The sequence below is a fragment of the Stappia sp. MMSF_3263 genome (assembly GCF_030733745.1).
Taxonomy (GTDB): domain Bacteria; phylum Pseudomonadota; class Alphaproteobacteria; order Rhizobiales; family Stappiaceae; genus Stappia.
Window position 1 is genome coordinate 65,967 of record NZ_JASHIK010000021.1, and the last position, 18,727, is coordinate 84,693.

Genomic DNA, 18,727 nt, shown 5'->3' on the forward strand with positions numbered 1-18,727 from the left:
TTTTTGTTCCTATCAGCTATACTCCTTCGCACTGCAAGCCGGAGGAGGACGGTCATGACCGGGCAACAGGAGAAATTCACGCGACTGAAGGCGCTGCACGCGCAGGACGGCGCCTTCATCATTCCCAACCCGTGGGATGCCGGTTCCGCGCGCCTTCTGGCCAGCCTCGGCTTCGACGCCCTTGCCACCACCAGCGCCGGATATGCCTTCTCGAAGGGAAAACGGGATTCCTTTGCCGGGCTTGGCCGAGAGGAACTCCTGGAGAATGCCGCGGAGATCGTCGCCGCGACGGACCTGCCCGTTTCCGCCGACCTTGAGGACGGTTTCGGCCCGGCGCCGGAAACCTGTGCGCAAACGATCCGCCTTGCCTGCGATGTCGGCCTCGTCGGCGGTTCGATCGAGGATGCGACGGGCGATCCGGATGCCCCGATCCACGCGTTTTCGCTTGCGGTCGAGCGCGTTCAGGCGGCGGCCGAAGCCGCCCGCGACCTGCCTTTCGTGCTGACCGCAAGGGCCGAGAATCACTTGTGGGGGAGGCCTGACCTCGACGACACGATCCGGCGGCTTCAGGCCTTTTCGCAAGCTGGCGCGCATGTCCTCTACGCCCCCGGTCTTCCCGATATTGAGGCGATCAGAACGGTCTGCGGCGCCGTGGACAAGCCGGTCAACGTGGTGATGGGCTTGAGGGGCAAGAGCTATTCCCTCGCGGAGCTGGCGGCAGCCGGCGTGAAACGCATCAGCGTCGGAGGATCGTTCGCGCGGGCCGCATTGGGGGCGTTGATGCGTGCGGCAGAGGAGGTGAAAACGTCGGGCACGTTCACCTATGCCGACGATGCCCTTCCCGACGCGGTCGCCAGCCGGTTGATGTCTCAGGAAAGGCCCGCCACCCGGTCGTGAGGGGCGAGCCAGTGGGTAGACGCCTCACCCCGGCATGACGGGAGAGCGTGTCTCCCTCACCCGCCGAGGCTGGCGGAAACGACGAGGTCGGCAGCGGCCGGCGAACAGGCGATCGGCGTGTCGTGCAGGATGGCAAGCCGGGTCAGCGCCATCAGGTCGACATCGCTGGCGTGGTGGCCATGCGGGTCGGCGAAGAAGACCACCGCGTCGAGCTCGCCCGTGGCGATCAGCGCGCCGAGCTGCTGGTCGCCGCCGTGGGAGCCGCGCTGCAGCCGCTGGATGGCAAGGCCCGGCACGGCGTCGAGCAGCATGGCGCCGGTGCCCCCCGTCGAGATCAGCTTCTGACGGCGCAGGATGTCGGCGTGGCGCGCCACCCAGGCGCGAAGATGCGACTTGCGGGCGTTATGGGCGACCAGCGCGATGCGCCGCGGCGCGGTCGACATGCGCCGGGCAGCGAGCGTCAGCGACAGGATGGCGCGCACCTGGGCCCCAAGCCCCTCTTCCGTGGTGGCGAACTGGCCCTTGAGCGCGGCCGTGCCGACGGTGAAGCCCGCAGCGCCGGCTTCCGCCACTTGGGCGATCCGCTCCGCCCGGTCGATGCTGCCGGCCATGATCACCGGCTTGTCGCAGGCGGAGCACACGCTGCGCATCAGCTCCGGCACGTTGCCGGCGAAGCGGTAGGCGAGCAGGTCGAGACCGTGCACGCTTTCCAGCTCGGTGAGCGCGCGGGCGCTTTGCGTGATCGTTTCGACCGATCCGGCAAGAACGCTCGGATGGCCGACGATCTCGCCGGGAAACGGATAGTAGCGGATCGGATGGGCCTTCAGCATCGGCGCGACCTCGGCGGCGCGCGTGCCGCCAAGCAGGCAGTCCACCTCCAGCCCGATGGCCGCGCGCGCCGAGCGCAACTCGCTTTCCGCATCGAGGCTGACCACCTCCAGATAGACGCGTCCGCCCGCCTCGCGGATATCGCGCGCCAGAGCCTTCAGTTCGTCGAACGGCAGGCCGACATCCTTGAAGCCGATGTGACGGGCGCCACCTGCCAACACCTCCTCCAGCCGCGCCCGGGCGTCGGGAACCGTGCTGTCGTCCTCGGTCAGCATGAAGATGAAGTCGAAGGCCATCGCCGGTTCCGTTTCTGTCTGTCAGGCCTGTATCGGCACCCGTCACGGTACGCCTGTCGCTCCCGCGACTCCGCATGTCGCATTGGAGATATCGACGGGAGCCGGCTCAAACCAGTGTACTTGGAGCACCGGCCCAGTAGGGCATGGAGCCTTTCCCTCGCGCAAGTGGAGCGCCGGATGTCGGAAGAAGACGATCTCGATCTCAGGTCGCTGTCGGACGAAGACCTCGTCGAGCAAATGCATGACGATCTTTATGACGGTCTCAAGGACGAGATCGTCGAGAGCGTCAACATCCTGCTGGAGCGCGGCTGGACGCCCTACGCGATCCTCACGGACGCCCTTGTGGAGGGCATGCGCATCGTCGGCGTCGATTTCCGCGACGGCATCCTGTTCGTGCCCGAAGTGCTGATGTCGGCCAACGCCATGAAGGCGGGCATGGGCATCCTGCGGCCTCTGCTCGCGGAAACCGGTGCGCCGAAGGTCGGCAAGATGGTCATCGGCACGGTCAAGGGCGACATCCACGACATCGGCAAGAACCTCGTCTCGATGATGATGGAAGGCGCCGGTTTCGAGGTGATCGACATCGGCATCAACAATCCGGTGGAGAACTACCTGGCCGCCATCGAGGAGCACAAGCCGGACATCCTCGGCATGTCCGCCCTTTTGACCACCACCATGCCCTACATGAAGGTTGTCATCGACACGATGGTGGAAAAGGGCATCCGCGACGACTACATCGTCATGGTCGGCGGCGCCCCGCTCAACGAGGAGTTCAGCCAGGCGGTCGGTGCCGACGCCTACGGACGCGACGCGGCCGTGACGGTGGAACTCGCCAAGGAACTGATCGCCCGCCGGCACAACCAGTTGGCGGCACGCGCGGGATAAAGGCCATGCTTTCGGCCGAACAGGCAGACCGGATCGCCGACGCATCCCTCGCGGATGCGTCGCTTGCCTGCGAGAAAGTGCTGGTCATCGCCTGCGGCGCGCTGGCAAACGAGATCCTCGCCGTCACCCGCGCCAACGGGCTGTCGCATGTGGAGCTGCAATGCCTGCCGGCACAGCTCCACAACCGCCCGGAAAAGATCCCCGAGGCCGTGCGCCGGGCGATCCACACCGCACGCCCCGCCTATCGCCGCATCCTCGTGGGCTATGGCGATTGCGGCACCGGCGGCCTGCTCGACAAGGTGATCGCCGAGGAAGGCGTCGAGCGCATCGAAGGCGCCCATTGCTACGCCTTCTTCGCCGGCCTCGACATCTTCGACCAGGAAGCCGAAGTCGCGCCCGGCACCTTCTATCTCACCGATTTCCTTGCCCGCCATTTCGAGACGCTGGTCGTGCGGCCGCTCGGCCTCGACGACCATCCCGAACTGCGCGACGCCTATTTCGGCAACTACACGCGGCTGCTCTACCTGGAGCAGGCCCCCGATCCGTCCATCGAGGCGCGGGCGCGCGCCGCGGCCGAGCGGCTCGGCCTTGCCTATGACTTCCGACCGACCGGCTACGGGTTGCTGGAAACGACCTTGAAGCGCCTGGCAGGCTGACCTCCGCTTTCCCCGGACCTGTTGCAGATGCGTCATTGTGCCCGAAATGGCCCGTGATAGAGATCTCTCCCCGACGGCCAGGGCAGGTGGTGCGGCGACAGCCGCAGGCTCCGCGCGACCATCGGTTCCAGGGACCCTGGCCCTTTTCCTCTCGCGACGCGCGACACAGGACGATCTCCGTGACCAATTTTTTCGAGACCCCCTTCAAGGGCAAGCTGCTCAGCGAGCAGGTGACGAACCCCAACATCGCCGTCGGCCGCTACAGCTACTATTCCGGCTACTACCACGGCCATTCGTTCGACGATTGCGCCCGCTACCTGATGCCGGACAGGGACGACGTCGACCGGCTGATCGTCGGCAGCTTCTGTTCGATCGGGACGGGCGCGACCTTCATGATGGCCGGCAACCAGGGGCACCGGCCGGAATGGGTCTCCACGTTTCCGTTCTTCTTCATGTCCGAGGAACCCGCCTTCGCCAATGCTGAGCTCGGCTATCTGCCGGCCGGCGACACGGTGGTGGGCAACGATGTGTGGATCGGCGCGGAAGCGCTGATCATGCCCGGCATCCGCATCGGCGACGGCGCGATGATCGGAAGCCGGGCGGTCGTCACCAGGGACGTTGCCCCCTACTCCATCGTCGCCGGCAATCCCGCGCGCGAGATTCGCAAGCGCTTCTCCGACGAGGAGATCGCGATGCTGCTGGAAATGGCGTGGTGGGACTGGCCGATCGAGCGCATCGAGCGGGAAATCCGGACCCTGTGCTCCGTCGACATTGCAGGCCTTCATGCCCGCTGGAAGGCGGAGGCGGCAGACGCTGTACCCGACTGACGCCGCCGCATGCGGCCAAGACATCCCGATCGCGGCGCATTCTGCACGCCCGTCCGCTCCGAAAGGTCCGGGCGGGCGTTTCGCCTTTCCGCCCCGTCTGCGGCTTTACAGTCTTCGCCGGAACAGGATGCGGCGAAAAAGCGACCAGCCACGCGCGGATACTTTGCACCCAAGAATAACCGCAGCGACATCGCTGTCGTTTTCAGGACCGCCCGTGTCGTCTGTGCACCGATGAGCTTGGCGCGCGAAGGCATCATGATGCTTGAAAGGCGCCGGTTGGCGGCGCCGGAACGCGTGTTCGGAGCGGCGCCGTGGCGCAGAAAACCATCGTCTACTGGCGGGACATACCGGCGCAGGTGCTGGTCAAGGCCGGCCGAAAGAGCGCCCGCCGGGAACTGCCCGAACAGTTCATCCAGGCGATCGACCGCTGCGCCATGCGCGTCGGCGCGAAGGACAGCGACGCCTATCTCGCCGAATGGCGGCGCGGCGACCCGCAGCCCGTCGGCGACGACCTGGAGGCAGAGGCGGAGATCGCGCTTCGCGACCTGCTGGCCGTCTATCCCGCCGACCGTCTCAAGGCTCTCGTGCTGGCCCAGGGCCACGACACGACCCGGGACGGTGCCGGCTCCTCTTCCCCCGAGACCTCGCATACGGGACAAGCGACATGACGGATCCCCGCCTGAACCATCTGGGCTGCTTCGCCGCCTCGACCGAAATGTCGCCGCGCCAGGTGGTCGACAAGCCCGAATTGCTGTCGCTCGTTCCGACCGGGACCAGGGTCTATCTGACCGACCTCGGCAATGTCGGCGAGGACGATATCATCCGCGCCGCGCGCCGCGTCACCGATGCCGGTCTCGTCGCCGTGCCGCACATGGCGGCGCGCCGCTATGCTTCCTTCGCCGCCTTTGAAACACGGTTGACCCGGCTGGTGGCGGAAGCCGGCGTGCGCGACGTGCTGGCGGTGGCCGGCGAGGCGCCCGCGCCCGGCCCGATCCGTTCCTCGGTCGACATGATCGAGACCGGCCTGTTCGACCGGCTCGGCATAGAGCGCATCGGCGTTGCCGGTCACCCGGAGGGGGCGCCCGACATCCCGCGCGAGACGATCCGCGCGTTCCTGATGCGCAAGCACGAGCTTGCCGAGCAGAGCGATGCCCGCTTCCACATCGTCACCCAGTTCGGGTTCGACCCGCACAAGGTCAATCTCTGGCTCGACGAGATCGCCGGCTGGGGCAACCGCTTCCCCGTCCATATCGGCGTCGCCGGCCCGGCCAAGATGACGACGCTGATCAAGTACGCCGCCTTTGCCGGTGTCGAGAACTCCCTCGCCTTCCTCAAGAAGCGCGGCGGAGCAGTGGTGTCGATGCTCGCGGGCTACGACCCCGAGACGATGCTGGCGCCGCTGGAAGCGCGCGTGCAGACGCGCCCGCACACCCAGCTCCAGCAGATCCACGTATTCCCCTTCGGCGGGTTGACCAAGACCGCCGACTGGCTCGCTGCCCGCGGCAGCTGGTCCTATACCGGCGCCGGCTCCCATCCGTTTCCTGCAGAGGTAGCGCAATAATGACCAGAACCATCGTGGCCTCGGCCACGCGCGAGATCATCATCGGCTTCGACCAGCCCTTCTGCGTGATCGGCGAGCGGATCAACCCCACGGGGCGCAAGAAGCTCGCCGCCGAGATGGCCGCGGGCGATTTCTCGACGGTGGAACGGGACGCGCTGGCGCAGGTGGCGGCGGGCGCGACCATGCTCGACGTCAATGCCGGCGTCACCGCCGTCAACCCGAACGAGACCGAACCGCCGCTTCTGGTCAAGACGCTGGAGATCGTGCAGGGGCTGGTGGACGTGCCGCTGTCGATCGACAGTTCGGTGACGGCCGCGATCGAGGCGGGCCTCAGGGTCGCCAAGGGCCGGCCGCTGGTCAATTCCGTCACCGGCGAGGAGGAGAAGTTAGAGGCAATCCTGCCGCTGGTGAAGAAGTACAACGTGCCGGTGGTTGCCATCTCCAATGACGAGACGGGCATTTCGGAAGACCCGGACGTACGCTTCGAGGTCGCGCGGAAGATCGTCCAGCGCGCCGCCGACTACGGCATTCCGGCGCATGACATCGTCGTCGACCCGCTGGTCATGCCGATCGGCGCGATGGGAACGGCCGGCCGTCAGGTGTTCCAGCTGCTGCGCCGGCTGCGCGAGGAGCTGAAGGTCAACACGACCTGCGGCCTCTCCAACATCTCCTTCGGCCTGCCGCACCGGCACGGCATCAATGCCGCCTTCATCCCGATGGTGATCGGCGCGGGCATGACCAGCGCGATCATGAACCCCTGTCGTCCGCAGGAAATGGAGGCCGTACGCGGCGCCAATGTCCTGACCGGCAATGACCCCAACTGTTCCGACTGGATCATGACCTATCGCGACTACAAGCCGGGTACGGAGGCCGGACCGGCGGCGGCGGCTCCGGGCGGCGGCTCCGGACGGCGCGGCGGGCGCGAGGGACGCAGGCGGGCGAGCGTCTGAGCAGGCGCAATCGGCTCCCGACGACAAGGTGAAGGCAGAAACGCGCGCATGAGTGAAACTCCCGGAACGGCGAGGGTCGTCTTCCAGCCGAGCGGCCGGCGGGGAAATTTCCCTGTCGGCACGCCTCTGCTCGATGCTGCGCGCACGCTCGGCGTCTATGTGGAATCGGTCTGCGGCGGGCGCGGCATCTGCGGCCGCTGCCAGGTCTCGGTCTCCGAAGGCGCCTTCGCCAAGGAAAAACTGACGAGCTCGGCCGACCACCTGGGCCCCGTCACCGAGGCCGAGGCCCGCTACGCGCAGCTGCGCGAGCTTGCCAGCGATCGCCGCCTCTCCTGCCAGGCGACGATCCAGGGCGACATGGTGGTCGACGTCCCGACCGACGCCCAGACCAATCGCCAGGTGGTGCGCAAGCGCGCCGAAAACGTCACGATCGCCCCCGACAGCACTGTCCGACTGGTTGCGGTTACCGTCAGCGAACCTGACATGGAGCAACCGCTTGGCGATGCCGACCGGCTGCTGGAGGCACTTGTCGCGGAAAGCGGCGAGAGCGGTCTTGCCCTCGACCCCGCCCTGCTGCCACGCGTCCAGGCGATCCTGCGCAAGGGCGACTGGCGCGTCACCGCCGCGATCTGGCGGGACGATACCCACCCGCCACGCGTCATCGCGCTGTGGCCGGGCGACAAACAGACCGTCTACGGGCTTGCCGTCGATATCGGCTCGACCACCATCGCCGCGCATCTGTGCGACCTGCGCAACGGGCGCACCGTGACCTCCGCCGGCACATCGAACCCGCAGATCCGCTTCGGCGAGGACCTGATGTCGCGGGTTTCCTATGTGCAGATGAACCCGGCGCGCCTGCCGGATCTCGTTGCCACCGTGCGCGCCGCCGTCGACGCGCTGGTGGCCAAGCTCGTCGCCGATGTGGGCGCGACGCGCGAGGACGTGGTCGACGCGGTCTTCGTCGGCAACCCGATCATGCATCACCTCTTCCTCGGCATCGACCCGACCGAGCTTGGCGGCGCGCCCTTCGCGCTGGCGGTGTCGGGCGCGGTGCATACGCGCGCTGTCGATGTCGGGCTGGAGCTCAATCCCGGCGCACGGGTCTACATGCTGCCTTGCATTGCTGGTCATGTCGGCGCGGACGCCGCCGCGGCCGCACTCTCCACTCGCCCGTTCGAGGCCGAAGCCATGACGCTCGTCGTCGACATCGGCACCAACGCGGAAATCCTGCTCGGCAATCGCGAACGGCTGCTCGCGGCGAGCTCGCCGACCGGACCCGCCTTCGAGGGCGCCGAGATCTCCTGCGGCCAGCGCGCTGCGCCCGGCGCCATCGAGCGCATCCGCATCGACCCGGAAACGCTGGAGCCGCGCTTCAAGGTGATCGGTCTCGACGAGTGGTCGGACGACCCGGAATTCGCGGAAAAGAAGGACCAGGTCGGCGTCACCGGCATTTGCGGATCGGGCATCATCGAGGCGGTGGCCGAGCTCTATCTTGCCGGCGTCATCACCACCGACGGGCTGATCGACGGTGCACTTGCGGCGCGCTCGCCGCGTGTCGTGCAAAAAGGGCGCACCTATGCCTATGTGGTGGCGAGCGAGGGCATCGAGCTGACCATCGGGCAGACCGACATCCGGGCGATCCAGCTGGCCAAGGCGGCGCTCTATGCCGGTGTGAAACTGCTCTCCGACAAGCTCGGCAATCCGGAGATCGAGCGTATCCGGCTCGCCGGCGCCTTCGGCAGTTACATCGACACGAAATACGCGATGATCCTGGGGCTGATCCCCGATTGCGACCTCGCCGAGGTCTCGGGCATCGGCAATGCCGCCGGCACGGGCGCGCGCATGGCGCTGGTCAATCGCGGCGAGCGGCGCACGATCGAGCGGGTGGTGCGGGAGATCGAAAAGATCGAGACGGCGCTGGAGCCGAAGTTCCAGGAGCATTTCGTCAACGCCATGGCGATCCCCAACAAGGTCGACCCCTTCCCCCGCCTGCGCCAGGCGGTCACCCTGCCCGAACCGCGCCAGATGCCCGAGCCGGGAGATGGCGAAGAGGACGGAGGCCGTCGCCGCAGGCGCCGGCGGGGATAGCCGCTCAAGTTCCGGGTGACTTCAGCGAATGTCGCCGTCGAAGATCCACCGGCGCTGGTTCCAGATCTTTTCCCCGATCATGCAGTCATAGGGCGCATCGTTGCCAAGCTGGACGGGCGTGATCCGCTCGCCGCCGACATAACCGGCCGGCACGATGCGCGCCGGCTGCGCACCGGGACGGTGCCAGGGATCGCGCGGTGTACCGGGCACCAGTCCGCCGATCTCCAGCACCAGCTTGCGCCGGACAGCCTCGGCGAACTGATCCCAGCCATTGACCGGGATCATGAAGCTTGCCGGTCCCCCGATGACGCAGCGGCGATAATATTCGTCGAGATCGTCGATGCCGAAGAGCATGCCGGCACCGTCCCTGGTCATCATCGGCAATCCGTTGATGGTGATGCCCTTGCCGATCGCCCGGTCCCGTTCCAGGGTCACGGGCAAGCCCTGGTTGTTGGGCCCGTCGCCGGAGATGTCGATGACCTGGCGCTCGGACGGATATGGCGCCGCCTCGACAAGGGTGATGCCACGTGCGATTGCGCCGGAGATCGATGTGCGCCGTTCCCCCCGGCTGTCCTCCTCCAGAAGCCGGTCGGAGACCAACCGGGCATCCGCAGCCGTCTCGATCAGCGTCCAGGGCTGGATTTCGCGAGTGTGGCTGTCGGCCGCCCATTCGAAGATCGTCACGGCGATCCGTCCATGGGCACCGCCGGCTATGGCCCGCAGCACTTCCGGACTGACGATCGCCTCAGCATAACCCTTTCGCTGGATCCGCAATTCCCCGGGGGACATCGAGCGGGAGACGTCGACCGCCAGAACCAGCGCCACGTCAACGGGCGGTTGGCCGGCTTGCTGCGAAAGGACCGGCGGCGGCACGGCAAGCGCCAAGGCCGCGGCCAAGACACTCACCACGGCAGCGACAAGGGACGGGCGCGGAGTTTTCCACATTCCCCAAGGGTAGTCGAAGTGACGGCGCGCGCCACGGCAAAGTTTCGACGGCCTGGAACAGACGGCCGACGATTGCCTCCCGCGGCACGTGCGAACCGTTCACGGTCGCAGCCATCAGCCCGCTTCAGGCGCGGATTTCCGGCCTGGACCGAAACGCGGAAGGTTTTCCTCCCGCGTTCCGGTTCACACCTTCATCAGCTTGAGGGCGACCTTGTTCAATGCCTCGAGCATTGCATCGGCCGAACCGCCGGCATGTGCGCTGTCCAGAATCTGGAGGATCTCGCGGAACTGCTCCAGTTCCTTGCCCGCGACGCCAAGGGTCAGCGGCTGGTCGTCATAGGCCTCGACAAAAAGCTGAGCCGCACGGGAGACGAGAAGCCAGGCGGCCGCATTCGCCGGATCGTCGGTGATGCGGCCACGGGCGTCGCGCGCGCAGGCTTCGAAGCCGCGGACACTCGCCGCCTGTTCGTTCAGACCATTCGCAAGCTCGATGAACATATGGCTCTCCTAGTGACAGGGTCTCTTGCCGGCAGACCTGCCGGCCGTCAGGAAATATCGGGCGTGACGCTCCAGTGAAGCGGCACCATGGGATCGAAAACGGTTACGGATCCCTCCCCCGTATCGATCTTGTCCGGGAAGGCGACAGGCGCGTCCTGCCGTTTCAGCGTGATGCGCCCCTCGTTGGGCGGCAGGCGATAGAAGGCCGGCCCGTTCAGCGAGGCAAAGGCCTCGAGCCGGTCGAGCGCGTCTTCCTCCTCGAAGACATGGGCAAGGCACGAGACGGCGTTCGGCGCGGTGAAGATGCCGGCGCAGCCGCAGGCGCTCTCCTTCAGCGGATCAGTATGGGGAGCGGAATCCGTGCCCAGGAAGAAGCGCTGATCGCCGGAGGTCGCGGCCGCGCGCAGAGCCAGCCGGTGTTCCTCGCGCTTGGCCACCGGCAGGCAGTAGTAATGCGGGCGGATGCCACCCGCGAGGATCGCGTTACGGTTGATCATCAGGTGATGAACCGTGATCGTCGCGGCCATGTCGCGCTCCTGCGCGCGGACATAGTCGACGCCGTTGCGCGTGGTGACGTGCTCCATGACGACACGCAGGCCCGGGATGCGACGGCGGAGCGGATCTAGAACCGTCTCGATGAACACCGCCTCGCGGTCGAAGATGTCGATCTCCGGGTTCGTCACCTCCCCGTGCACGCAAAGCGGCAGGCCGATCTCGGCCATCCGCTCCAGCACCGGGGTGACCTTGTCGATGTCGCGCACGCCGGCATGCGAATTGGTTGTCGCGCCAGCCGGATAGAGCTTGACGGCCTTGACGAGCCCGTCCCGGAACCCGGCCTCGACATCGCCGGCGTCGGTGGCCTCGGTCAGGTACAGCGTCATCAGCGGCGTGAAGTCGTGCCCCTTGGGGAGCGATGCCATGATGCGCTGCCGGTAGACCTCGGCCTGGGCGGTCGTTACCACCGGCGGCACCAGGTTGGGCATGATGATCGCGCGAGAGAAATGCGCGGATGTGTGCGGCAGCACGCCGGCAAGCATCGCCCCGTCACGCAGGTGCAGATGCCAGTCGTCGGGCTTGGTGATGGTCAGCTGGTTCATGGTGTATCCGTCAGATACTGGTGGAGAATGTCGGTCGCAGACAGCAGGTCCGGCAATTCCATCGCCTCCTGCGGATTGTGCGAGCCGTTGCGATTCCGCACGAATACCATGCCAGCCGGCACTCCGGCGGCGGAAAACACCGCGGCGTCGTGACCGCCGCCGCTGGCCATCACGAACGGCTCCTGGCCGGCCTCCCGCATCGCCGCGGAAAGTCCGGAGACCAGGGCGGGGTCGCAGAGCGCCGGCTCGACGCGCAATTCCTCGTCAAGCTCGAAGCGCACCTTCCGGTCGCGCTCGATCTGCGCCATCTCGGTCTCGAGAAGCTCGCGCATCTCGTCAAGCACCCGCGCGCTCTGGCTGCGCAAATCGAGGCTGAAGGAAATCTGGTCGGGGATACGCGTCATCGCATGCATCTTCGGATCGGTTCCGACGATGCCGCTGGTCAGCACAAGGTCGTCGCCCTTGGCCAGGATGGTCGCCCAGCTTTCGTCGAGCCGGACCAGAAGGTCGGCCATGGCCAGCACCGGGTCGCGGCGGAAGGCGCGTGGCACGGCGCCGGAATGCCCTGCCTCGCCGAGGCAGCGCACGGACCGGTAGCGGATGTTGCCGCGAATGCCGGAGACGACAGCGGCCGGAATGCCCTTGCCGACAAGCAGCGGCCCCTGCTCGATATGCAGTTCAAGATAGGCAGAGACCCGGGACAGGTCCATCAGCGGACGGCCGGCGCGCACCGGCTCCATGTCGATCCCGAGCGCGCCCATATGCGCATCGAGCGTACGGCCGTCGCCCTTGTGGCATGCCTTCAGCTCGGAGGCGGCAAGCGTGCCGGTCAACGCCTTGGAGCCGATATAGCAGGGACCGAACCAGGCGCTTTCCTCGCCGCGCATGGCCAGCACGTGAACGGGGGTGGAGAAACGCGTTCCCCGCCGCTTGGCCCTGAGAAGGCAGAGCATGCCGGCAACGACACCCGCCAGACCGTCGAAATTGCCGCCGAAGGGAACGCTGTCGACATGCGAGCCGATAAGCGTATAGCGCTCGGCATCCCGGTCCCCCGGCAGGCAGAAATTGGCGTTAAGGCCCGTGTCGTACCAGACCTCAAGCCCCTCGCGGCGGGCGAAGTCCTCCAGGAAGGACAACGTCCGGGTCTCGATGTCGGAAAAGGCGGGACGGCTGACGCCTTCCACATCCGGCGAGAATCCGGCGATTTTCCCGAAGAGGAAACCGGCGATGCGCAACTCCTCAGCGCGGTCGTCGAGCGTGGGCTTGCGCAGCGCGGTCACGGCGCCGCCTCCATGAAGACGACGCCCTCCTTCTGCTCCTCGTCTATCACGGTGCCGATCAGGTCGCGGACGGAGGCGAGCTTCTCGCGCTCCAGGTAGCGCTCCAGCTCGGCGATGATCGTCACCATCGCGGTGGGATTGATGAAGGTGGCTGTGCCGACCTGCACGGCGCTGGCGCCGGCGATCAGGAACTCGATGACGTCCTCGGCCGTTGAGATGCCGCCGCAGCCGATCACCGGAATGGTGGTCGACTTGGCGCATTGATAGGCCATGCGCAACGCGATCGGCTTCAGCGAGGGGCCCGACAGGCCGCCCATCAGGTTGCCGAGCTTCGGCCGGCGGCTGCGGATGTCGATCGCCATGGCGAGCAACGTGTTGGCGACCACCAGCGCATCGGCGCCGCCCTCCTGCGCCGCCCGCGCCACTTCCGGCGTCTCGCCGGTGTTCGGCGTCAGCTTGGCCCAGAGCGGCAAGTGGGTCGCCTGGCGCAGCTTGCGCATGACGTCATAGGTCGAGGACGGGCGGATGGCGAAGGCCTTGCCGTCCTCCTCGATGTTGGGGCAGGAGATGTTGACCTCGATGGCGGCCACGCCCTCCACCGTCACTTCCGAGCACAACCGCGCGAAGTCGTCCGCCGTGTTGCCGGAGATCGAGACGACCAGCGGTGTTTCGTAGGCGCGGTAGAACGGCACCACCTTGTCGAGGAAGGCGGCCACACCCTTGCTCGGAATGCCGATGGAATTCAGCATCGAGCCGCCCACTTCACACACGCGCGGCGTCGGATTGCCGTCGCGCAGGTCGGCCGTGATCGTCTTGGTCACATGCGCGCCCAGGCACTCGATGTCGAAGACTTCGGCAAGTTCCTCCGAGAAGGTGCCCGAGGCCGGCATGATCGGGTTCTTGAGCCTCAAGCCGGCGACATCGATCGACAGGTCTACCATGGCATCGCCTCCTGGATGTCGAAGACGGGGCCTTCGCGGCAGACGCGCAGCTGCACGGTCTTCTGACCCTTGCGGAACGGTCGCACGCAGCAGTGGCACATGCCGAGCCCGCAGGCCATCTGCTGTTCGAGCGCGATCTCGCCGGGAATGCCGTGCCGCTTGCCGATCGTCTGCAGCAGGGTCAGTAGGCGGTTGGAGCCGCAGGTGTAGAAGGCGTCGACGCCCTCGCCCGCGATCATCTCCTCGATCAAGGTCTCCAGATGGGCGATCGACGAGGTGCCTTCCGTGTCGGTGACCGGAACGATCGTCGCGCCGAGCTCCCGGAAATAGTCGATCGACATCAGCACGTCCGGGTGGCGCGCGCTGCAGATCGCCGTCAGATGCCGGCCGAGGCGGTTCGCCTCCAGCGCCAGCGGAGCAAGCGTCGCCAGCCCGACGCCGCGGGCGACGAGCACCAGACGCTGCCAGTCGTCGTCGATGCGGAAGCCCTGACCGAGCGGACCCATCACGTTGAGCGCGTCGCCTTCGCGCAGCCGCGCCAGCGCCCGGGTGCCGGCGCCCGTCACCTTGTAAAGGAAATGCAGCTCGCCCTTGTCGGGGTAGAAGCCGTAGATGCTCATCGGCCGGCGCAGATAAGGCGTCTCGCCGCCAAGCGCCGGGCACAGGAGGTTGAAGAACTGTCCGGCCCGGCAGAGCTCGAGCAGCCCGCGCGGCGCCTCCAGCACCAGGCGCATGTATTCGCCGTTCACCGGGTCGTTGGCGAGAACCGTCAGCTCTCTTTCGAAAACAACGGGTTCCGCCCGCCCGCCGATGGCGGACGCAGGTTTCGTCAGCGCATTGGTCATCCGAACACCAGATTGGGCAGGAAGGTGGAGATCGACGGGATGTAGGTGATGATCGCAAGCGCCACGAGATTGGCGATCACGAAGGGCCATATCCCGGAAATGATCGTCATCACCGGTTTGCCGAGGGTGGAGGAAGCAACGAACAGATCGAGCCCGAAGGGCGGCGTGATCATGCCGGCCGAGATGTTGAGCGTGACGATCATGCCGAAATGCACGGGATCGATGCCCATCGCGGTTGCCACCGGATAGAGCGGCGGCACGAGGATCAGCAGCGCCGAATTCGGGTCGATGAACATGCCGGCGATCAGGAAGACGACATTGACCACCAGCAGGAAGACGATCGGACCGGCATCGACGGCGGCGAGGAACTCCAGGATCTGCGCCGGCACCTGGGCAAGCGTGATGAAATAGGAGAGCAGTCCGCCAAGCGCCAGCAGGATGAAGATGATGGCGGTCGAGACCGCCGCCCGCTCGGTCACCTTGAACAGCCTGGCGAGTGTCAGCTCGCGGAAGATGAAGAGCTCGACAAAGATCGCGTAGACGACGCTGACGGCGGCGGCCTCGGTCGGCGTGAAGAAACCGGAATAGATGCCGCCAAGGATGATCGCCGGCATGCCGAGCGCCCAGCCGGCATGGGCGACGGCGCGCAGCCGCTCGCCCCAGGAGGTCCGCTCACCGGCCGTGACGCCGCTGCGGCGCGCCTCGATGGCGACCATCACGGCGAAGACCAGCCCGAGCACGAGGCCGGCGGCCATGCCGGCGACGAAGAGGCGTGCAACCGAGGTTCCGGTCATCCAGCCATAGATGATGAAGGTGATGGAGGGCGGGATCAGCAGCGCCGTCTCGGCGCTGGAGGCGATCAGGCCGAGCGAGAACTTCTCGCTGAAGCCGGCCTTGCGCATCTCCGGATAGACGAGACGGCCCATGGCGGCGACCGTTGCCGGCGCCGAGCCCGAGACAGAGCCGAAGGCCATCGAGCCGCCGACGATCGTGTAGCCGATGCCACCCTTGCGATGGCCGAGCAGCGACTGGACGAGACCCGTCAGGCGCTTTGCGATCTGCCCCTCGCCCATCAGCTCGGCGGCGAGAATGAAGAAGGGAATGGCGAGCAGGGTCGAGTGATTGATGCCGCCGACGATCTTCTGCACCACGACGGGGTCCGGCAGCGTGCCGTAGAAGATCTGCTTGACCAGAAGCGCCGGCACGCCAAGCACGAGAAACATCTCGAAGCCGGCGACCAGCAGCGCGACGGCCAGCGCAACGATGAGGATAAGAAGGATCATGCCTCGTCGGGCTCCCGTGACGGTGTGCGCTCGATCAACCCGAAAAAGCTCAGCAGGTAGCGCAGGGCGAGCAACCCGAAGCCGACCATGGGGGCGACGTAGATCCAGCCCATCTGCAGGCCGAGCGTCGGGCTTTTCTGGCCGGACCCAAAGACGAAGAGGGTCATCTTCCAGCCGAGCCAGACCACATAGAGCGCGAAGAGAAAGCCGACGGCGTCGATGATCCGGCGGACCGGAAGGCCGGTGGCGGCGGCGATGCGCTCACGCCATGTGTCGACGGCGACATGCCGGCCGATCTCCAGCGCATAACCAATGGCGAGAAAGACCAGGTAGAGGTTCATCAGCCGCACCGCTTCCTCGATCCAGCCTAGGCTGGTGGCAAGGGGGCTGCCTGAGGCGCGCACGACGACGTTGACGAAGTAGAGGCCCACCATCGTCAGGAATATCAGGACCAGCGCCGACCGCTCTACGGTGCGCAGGATCGAGAGGGCATTGCGCATTGATTGTCTCCGGAAATCCGCTGGAGGGACCGACCTGCCCGCCGACAAGCGGCGGGCAGGAGGGGCAGAGACGGGCGCGGTCCGGGCCGCGCCCGCATGCGGGAGTGCCGGCGGTTACTTGGTCGCCGCGGCGTATTCCTGCTCGTACAGAAGGACGAGCTGCAGGCCTTCCTCGGCAGCGCCCTGCACATAGGCGTCGCGGGCCGGCGGATACATCGCCTCGCGGAACGCTACCTTCTCCTCGGCGGAGAGTTCGCGAACGTCGACGCCAGCGGCCTTGATCTCCTCGAGCGAGGCGGCGACAGCGGCCTTCTTGTGGGCGATGAGATCGGGGATCACTTCGGCGAAGGCCTCGGTGATGACCTTGCGATGTTCTTCCGGCAGGCTGGACCAGAAGGCCGGGTTGAAGAGGATCACGTCCTCCATCGCGCCATGGTTGGAGACGACGAGATGCTTCTGCACTTCGTAGAACTTCATCGCGCGGATGGTGTCGAGCGGGTTTTCCTGGGCATCGACCACGCCGGTCTGCAGCGAGGTGTAGAGCTCGCCGAAGGGCAGCGCGATGGCCGAAGCGCCGACCGCCTTGAACTGCTCGATCAGGATGTTGGAATCCATCACGCGGAACTTCTGACCGGAGAAGTCCTCCATCGATGCCAGCGGCTTGTTGGAGGTGAAGTTCTTCTTGCCGTTCGGCCACAGCATCAGGCACTCGACGCCGCGGCTGTCGAAGGAATCGCACAGCGCCTGCCCGAACGCACCCGAGCGCAGGGCCTGGGCCTTGTCGTCGTCATCGGGCAGCAGGAAAGGAATGTCGAGGATCGAGATGGCCGGGTTGAAGCCGCCGAGGAAGGCGGCCGGGGCGACCGTCGCCTCGAGCGAGCCGAGCTGGACGCCCTCGGTCATCTCGCGCTGTCCGCCGAGCTGGCCCTGCGGGAAGATCTGGAACTCGACCGCACCGCCGGTGCGCTCGGCAACCAGTGCGGCGACCTTCTCCAGATGCACGTGGCGCGACTGCTGCGTTGATTCCAGATGGCCGATCTTGGCGGTGAAATCCGCCGCGAAGGCGCCGGAGGACAACGCGACGCCGGCAACGGCAAGGACGGCCGTGGCGGCCAGCTTGCGGATTGCCAGCTTTCCAGTTGTATGTGTCATAGGGCTCCACCTCTTTTTGGCACGGGAAACATTCTTGCTTCTTGGCGCGGAACATGCGCGGAAGGAAGCAGCCTATTGAGCAGTCTGGACCATGTCAATAATTCATCTCAAAAATGAGACAATTGGACATTTGATCCAATAACTGATTATCATGCACTAATTGAGCCGTGCAATTGATCTCCGGCAACCCGACCAGGGATACGCGTCCCGGCGAGGAATATCTCGAAGTCCACGGGAACCCGCATTGACCCAGGAAGACACAATCCGGTTCAGCGACATCGGCGCCCGGCTGCGTGCCTATCGCCTCGGAAAGGGCCTGACCCCCGATGCGCTGGCGGAAAAGCTCGGCATTTCCCGCGCCGCCCTTTACCGCGCCGAAAAAGGCGAGATCCGCAAGATCGAGATGCTCAACTCGATCGCCGACGAACTGGGCGTCTCGCTGCCGAGCCTGCTGGGTGTCGGCGTCGAATATGTCAGCACTGCCATCGGCTTCTTCGAGCGCATGCGGCAGATGGAGAACGAGTGCCAGCAGATCATCGGGCTTTTCGGCCCCATGTCCTACCTGCTCACGTCCGACGCCTATGACGACATCCTCAAGGAGGTGCTGAGCGAATCCATTCCCGAGGGAACCGATCCGGACGGAGAGGCGGCGGACGCCGTCGAAAGACTTGTCGATATCCTGCGGGCGCGCAAGGAGGCTTTCCGCCTGCGCCGGCCCCTGATCGTCAGCCTGATCTCCTCCGCCGACCTGGAGCGCTTCCTCCTGCACGGCCTGATCGGCCGTCACGACCTGCCGGCCGCCACCGTCGACTGCCGCCGCCTGATGGCGCGGCGGGAGACGGAATATCTCCTTGCCATGCTGCGCGAGCAGCCGATCGGCATCCAGATCGGCATCGTGCGCGAGCCGGTACCGGCGACAAGCTTCCAGATCTTTCGACAGACCAGCCGCTCAGTGCTGGCCATCAGCCCGTTCCGGCTGGGCGAGCAGCCGAATGTGCGCCTTGGCGTCGCCCTGATCACCTCGGCGGCGGAGGCGATGACGCTGCACGAGACCATTGCCGAACGGCTGTGGGGCAATGCGCTGAAGGGGGCCGATGCCGCCGCCTATCTGGAGGCGCTGATCGACAAATACGCGATCGCGGAAGAGGCCCCCGGCAGGTAGCCGGCGCCGCCTGCCCCCTACGCCCCTGCCCCCTGC

The 18,727-nt window shown here is 66.3% G+C and carries 19 protein-coding genes; 9 read left to right on the forward strand and 10 right to left on the reverse strand.

What is annotated here, in order from left to right:
- Nucleotides 1–54: 54 nt before the first annotated feature.
- Nucleotides 55–897 (forward strand): oxaloacetate decarboxylase, encoded by an 843-nt coding sequence (locus RBB46_RS19280; RefSeq protein WP_306030654.1) that lies wholly within the window; start codon nt 55–57, stop codon nt 895–897.
- Nucleotides 898–953: 56 nt separating this feature from the next.
- On the opposite strand, the gene RBB46_RS23270 is transcribed toward RBB46_RS19280, so the two are convergent.
- Nucleotides 954–2,021: a methylglyoxal synthase gene (locus RBB46_RS23270; RefSeq protein ID WP_336623182.1), complete on the reverse strand. Its 1,068-nt coding sequence runs from the start codon at nt 2,019–2,021 to the stop codon at nt 954–956.
- 177 nt (nt 2,022–2,198) lie between these two features.
- Here RBB46_RS23270 and RBB46_RS19295 point away from each other — a divergent pair, with 177 nt between their 5' ends.
- The 7 genes from RBB46_RS19295 to RBB46_RS19325 all read left to right on the forward strand — a co-directional run bounded on the left by RBB46_RS19295 (nt 2,199) and on the right by RBB46_RS19325 (nt 8,988).
- On the forward strand, nt 2,199–2,906 hold the full coding sequence (locus RBB46_RS19295; protein ID WP_306030655.1) for a B12-binding domain-containing protein: 708 nt from the start codon (nt 2,199–2,201) through the stop codon (nt 2,904–2,906).
- Between the two features lie 5 nt (nt 2,907–2,911).
- Nucleotides 2,912–3,562 carry a DUF1638 domain-containing protein gene (locus RBB46_RS19300; protein ID WP_306030656.1) on the forward strand — a complete coding sequence of 217 codons (651 nt, stop codon included), beginning with the start codon at nt 2,912–2,914 and terminating at the stop codon, nt 3,560–3,562.
- A gap of 179 nt (nt 3,563–3,741) precedes the next feature.
- Nucleotides 3,742–4,389 carry a type B chloramphenicol O-acetyltransferase gene (gene catB / locus RBB46_RS19305; RefSeq protein WP_306030657.1) on the forward strand — a complete coding sequence of 216 codons (648 nt, stop codon included), beginning with the start codon at nt 3,742–3,744 and terminating at the stop codon, nt 4,387–4,389.
- Nucleotides 4,390–4,700: 311 nt separating this feature from the next.
- On the forward strand, nt 4,701–5,057 hold the full coding sequence (locus RBB46_RS19310) for a virulence factor (protein ID WP_306030658.1): 357 nt from the start codon (nt 4,701–4,703) through the stop codon (nt 5,055–5,057).
- Nucleotides 5,054–5,950 (forward strand): methylenetetrahydrofolate reductase, encoded by an 897-nt coding sequence (locus tag RBB46_RS19315; RefSeq protein ID WP_306030659.1) that lies wholly within the window; start codon nt 5,054–5,056, stop codon nt 5,948–5,950. Before RBB46_RS19310 ends, RBB46_RS19315 begins: the two co-directional genes overlap by 4 nt.
- Nucleotides 5,950–6,900: a methyltetrahydrofolate cobalamin methyltransferase gene (locus RBB46_RS19320; protein WP_306030660.1), complete on the forward strand. Its 951-nt coding sequence runs from the start codon at nt 5,950–5,952 to the stop codon at nt 6,898–6,900. Before RBB46_RS19315 ends, RBB46_RS19320 begins: the two co-directional genes overlap by 1 nt.
- A gap of 48 nt (nt 6,901–6,948) precedes the next feature.
- On the forward strand, nt 6,949–8,988 hold the full coding sequence (locus RBB46_RS19325) for an ASKHA domain-containing protein (RefSeq protein WP_306030661.1): 2,040 nt from the start codon (nt 6,949–6,951) through the stop codon (nt 8,986–8,988).
- A 21-nt stretch (nt 8,989–9,009) separates the two neighbouring features.
- On the opposite strand, the gene RBB46_RS19330 is transcribed toward RBB46_RS19325, so the two are convergent.
- The 9 genes from RBB46_RS19330 to RBB46_RS19370 form a co-directional block, all read right to left on the reverse strand.
- On the reverse strand, nt 9,010–9,894 hold the full coding sequence (locus RBB46_RS19330; protein ID WP_306030662.1) for a DUF1194 domain-containing protein: 885 nt from the start codon (nt 9,892–9,894) through the stop codon (nt 9,010–9,012).
- Nucleotides 9,895–10,116: 222 nt separating this feature from the next.
- The gene (locus RBB46_RS19335) at nt 10,117–10,431 is read right to left on the reverse strand and encodes a hypothetical protein (RefSeq protein WP_306030663.1); all 315 of its coding nucleotides are present in this window, start codon (nt 10,429–10,431) and stop codon (nt 10,117–10,119) included.
- A 47-nt stretch (nt 10,432–10,478) separates the two neighbouring features.
- Nucleotides 10,479–11,528: a dihydroorotase gene (gene pyrC / locus RBB46_RS19340; RefSeq protein ID WP_306030664.1), complete on the reverse strand. Its 1,050-nt coding sequence runs from the start codon at nt 11,526–11,528 to the stop codon at nt 10,479–10,481.
- Nucleotides 11,525–12,808, reverse strand: a complete 1,284-nt coding sequence (locus RBB46_RS19345; RefSeq protein ID WP_306030665.1) for a Zn-dependent hydrolase — start codon at nt 12,806–12,808, stop codon at nt 11,525–11,527. The genes pyrC and RBB46_RS19345 overlap by 4 nt, the downstream gene beginning before the upstream one ends.
- Nucleotides 12,805–13,749 carry a dihydroorotate dehydrogenase gene (locus RBB46_RS19350; protein ID WP_306030666.1) on the reverse strand — a complete coding sequence of 315 codons (945 nt, stop codon included), beginning with the start codon at nt 13,747–13,749 and terminating at the stop codon, nt 12,805–12,807. The genes RBB46_RS19345 and RBB46_RS19350 overlap by 4 nt, the downstream gene beginning before the upstream one ends.
- On the reverse strand, nt 13,743–14,594 hold the full coding sequence (locus RBB46_RS19355) for a dihydroorotate dehydrogenase electron transfer subunit (protein ID WP_306030667.1): 852 nt from the start codon (nt 14,592–14,594) through the stop codon (nt 13,743–13,745). The genes RBB46_RS19350 and RBB46_RS19355 overlap by 7 nt, the downstream gene beginning before the upstream one ends.
- Nucleotides 14,591–15,877 (reverse strand): TRAP transporter large permease, encoded by a 1,287-nt coding sequence (locus RBB46_RS19360; RefSeq protein ID WP_306030668.1) that lies wholly within the window; start codon nt 15,875–15,877, stop codon nt 14,591–14,593. The genes RBB46_RS19355 and RBB46_RS19360 overlap by 4 nt, the downstream gene beginning before the upstream one ends.
- Nucleotides 15,874–16,377, reverse strand: coding sequence for a TRAP transporter small permease (locus RBB46_RS19365; protein ID WP_306030669.1), 504 nt, complete (start codon nt 16,375–16,377; stop codon nt 15,874–15,876). Before RBB46_RS19365 ends, RBB46_RS19360 begins: the two co-directional genes overlap by 4 nt.
- Nucleotides 16,378–16,491: 114 nt before the next feature.
- The gene (locus RBB46_RS19370; RefSeq protein ID WP_306030670.1) at nt 16,492–17,529 is read right to left on the reverse strand and encodes a TRAP transporter substrate-binding protein; all 1,038 of its coding nucleotides are present in this window, start codon (nt 17,527–17,529) and stop codon (nt 16,492–16,494) included.
- A gap of 244 nt (nt 17,530–17,773) precedes the next feature.
- On the opposite strand from RBB46_RS19370, the gene RBB46_RS19375 reads away from it, so the two are divergent.
- Nucleotides 17,774–18,691: a helix-turn-helix domain-containing protein gene (locus RBB46_RS19375; RefSeq protein WP_306030671.1), complete on the forward strand. Its 918-nt coding sequence runs from the start codon at nt 17,774–17,776 to the stop codon at nt 18,689–18,691.
- Nucleotides 18,692–18,727 lie beyond the last annotated feature (36 nt).